Origin of the sequence: uncultured Methanofollis sp. (assembly GCF_937919355.1) — an archaeon.
Lineage (GTDB): Archaea > Halobacteriota > Methanomicrobia > Methanomicrobiales > Methanofollaceae > Methanofollis.
In genome coordinates, this window is sequence record NZ_CALFSA010000230.1 from 1 (window position 1) to 1,608 (window position 1,608).

General features: G+C 61.2%; 2 protein-coding genes. Both read right to left on the reverse strand.

All coding sequences use genetic code 11. From position 1 onward, the window contains the following. A partial coding sequence (locus Q0520_RS11285; protein WP_298670153.1) for an NAD(P)H-dependent oxidoreductase subunit E occupies positions 1–885 on the reverse strand: 885 nt, incomplete at its 3' end. Next, complete coding sequence (locus Q0520_RS11290) at positions 869–1,354, reverse strand: NAD(P)H-dependent oxidoreductase subunit E (RefSeq protein ID WP_298670155.1); 486 nt, start codon at positions 1,352–1,354, stop codon at positions 869–871. The genes Q0520_RS11285 and Q0520_RS11290, both read right to left, overlap by 17 nt. Positions 1,355–1,608: the final 254 nt, after the last annotated feature.

Genomic DNA, 1,608 nt, shown 5'->3' on the forward strand with positions numbered 1-1,608 from the left:
GATCTCGATGTCGAAGTCGAACCCGCTGCCGAGAATGTTTTTCCCGAGGAGGCCGTACTCCCGCGCCTGCTCGATCGCACGCGAGAGGTGCCTGACAGCAAGGGGGTACTCGTTCCGCACATAGATGACGCCTGCATCACCTTCGATCGCATAACCCCCGATGATCATCCCCTCGACGACGCTGTGCGGGTCGCCCTCCATGAGGCTCCGGTCCATGAAGGCGCCGGGGTCGCCCTCGTCCCCGTTCGCAACGACATATTTTTTCTCAGCCTCGACAACGGCCGCCGACTCCCACTTCACGCCAGTCGGAAAACCGCCCCCGCCGCGGCCGCGGAGCCCCGAGTCCTTCACTGCCTTCACAACATCGGCCGGCGCCATCGAAAGGGCCTTCGCAAGCCCGGCATACCCGCCGGCCCGGATATAGTCGTCGATCTCGAAGGGGTTGACGTGCCCTGTGTTCCGGAGGACGACACGCTTCTGGTGAGCGTAGAAGGGGATCTTCTCCGCTGTCCGGTAGCGCTCCTTCGTGACAGGGTCGCGGTACAGCAGGCGTTCCACGACCTCTCCCTTCTCGATGGTCTTATCGAAGATCTCGGGGACATCCTTCACCTTCACCTGCTGGTAGAAGATGTGCCCCGGGTGGACGACCACGAGAGGCCCCCGCTCGCAGAAGCCGTGGCACCCTGTTGTATCGGCCATGAAACTGACCCCGAGTTTCAGGCCGCGTTTCTCCGCCTCCTCTTCAAGGGCCTTGCGCACGCCGGCGCTGCCGAAGGCGAGGCAACCGGTACCCGCACAGACCTGCACCCATCCGGCGGCACCCTCCCCCTTCTGCGGGAGGGAGGCGCGGTAGGTCTCCAGTGCCTGGCTACTTGTCAGTCTCATCCTTCCGCTCCGTTTCGATCATGCCGGGCACCTCGGCCGGCCCGAGTTTTCCGTACACCTTCTCATTCACCATGACGACCGGGGCCATTGCACAGGCACCGACGCAGTTGACGGTCTGGATGGTAAAGAGGCCGTCGGCGGTGGTCTCGCAGTTCTTGATGCCAAGCAATCCCTCAACGGCCTTTACGACAGCGGGCGCACCCCTGAGGTGGCACGCCGTCCCGGTGCAGACCTTGATGACCTTCTTCCCCTGGGGGACAAGGCTCAGGGCCTTGTAGAAGGTGGCGACGCTGAAGACCTGGCTCTCAGGGACGCCGAGATGGTCGGCGACCGCCTTCATAGATTCGACGGACAGGTACCGCTCGTGCGCCTGGATGTCCTGCAGCGCTGCGAGCAGATACCTTGCCTCCTTCGGGTAGACCCCGACGATCTTTCGCACTGACGATAGGTGCTCCTCGGTTTCTGCCATATCAACCCCCCGTGACAGGGGGGTGAACGGGGTTCCTGAGACAAAAAAGTTTCGAGAGGCGGAGACCGGAGATCCTGCCTGCATGACTATCCAAAAATAACCAGAAAGGTCATCTATCATCAAGAATATGCGCACGGGCGAATTCGGAGGATCATTGCGCGAATATCCGGCACAAAATATAAAAGTTCAGAGAGAATATGCACCGACCATGAAAGTAGGAATCATCGGTGGCACCGGTGGCATCGGACAGGGCA

Bases quoted from the DNA above. Each gene is read 5' to 3' on its own strand.
- Q0520_RS11290 (WP_298670155.1), bottom strand. From the start codon at position 1,354: ATGGCAGAAACCGAGGAGCACCTATCGTCAGTGCGAAAGATCGTCGGG.